This window comes from Paenibacillus sp. EKM211P (genome assembly GCF_011066175.1).
In the GTDB taxonomy this organism is placed as follows: Bacteria; Bacillota; Bacilli; order Paenibacillales; family Paenibacillaceae; genus Paenibacillus; species Paenibacillus polymyxa.
Genome location: NZ_JAAMNS010000083.1, coordinates 1 through 259 on the forward strand (window position 1 = coordinate 1; position 259 = coordinate 259).

Here is a 259-nt window from a genome sequence, read left to right on the forward strand (position 1 = left end):
TGCGGACGTGGCTCAGCGGTAGAGCATCGCCTTGCCAAGGCGAGGGTCGCGGGTTCGATTCCCGTCGTCCGCTCCATTATCCATACGGCGCCATAGCCAAGTGGTAAGGCAAAGCTCTGCAAAAGCTTCATCCCCAGTTCAAATCTGGGTGGCGCCTTGACTGCTCATTATGGAACTAAATATGCGCCCTTAGCTCAGCTGGATAGAGCGTTTGACTACGAATCAAAAGGCCGGGAGTTCGAATCTCTCAGGGCGCGCC

Annotated in this window: 3 tRNA genes; all 3 read left to right on the plus strand. The window is 56.0% G+C overall.

The annotated features are described in order from the left end of the window. The first annotated feature begins 1 nt into the window (after position 1). The 3 genes from G9G57_RS25465 (at position 2) to G9G57_RS25475 (ending at position 257) form a co-directional block, all read left to right on the plus strand. A tRNA-Gly gene (locus tag G9G57_RS25465) sits at positions 2-76 on the plus strand. A gap of 10 nt (positions 77-86) precedes the next feature. Beyond that, positions 87-157 (plus strand) — tRNA-Cys (locus tag G9G57_RS25470). Positions 158-183: 26 nt separating this feature from the next. Next, positions 184-257: transfer RNA gene (locus G9G57_RS25475), tRNA-Arg, on the plus strand. The last annotated feature ends 2 nt before the right edge of the window (positions 258-259 follow it).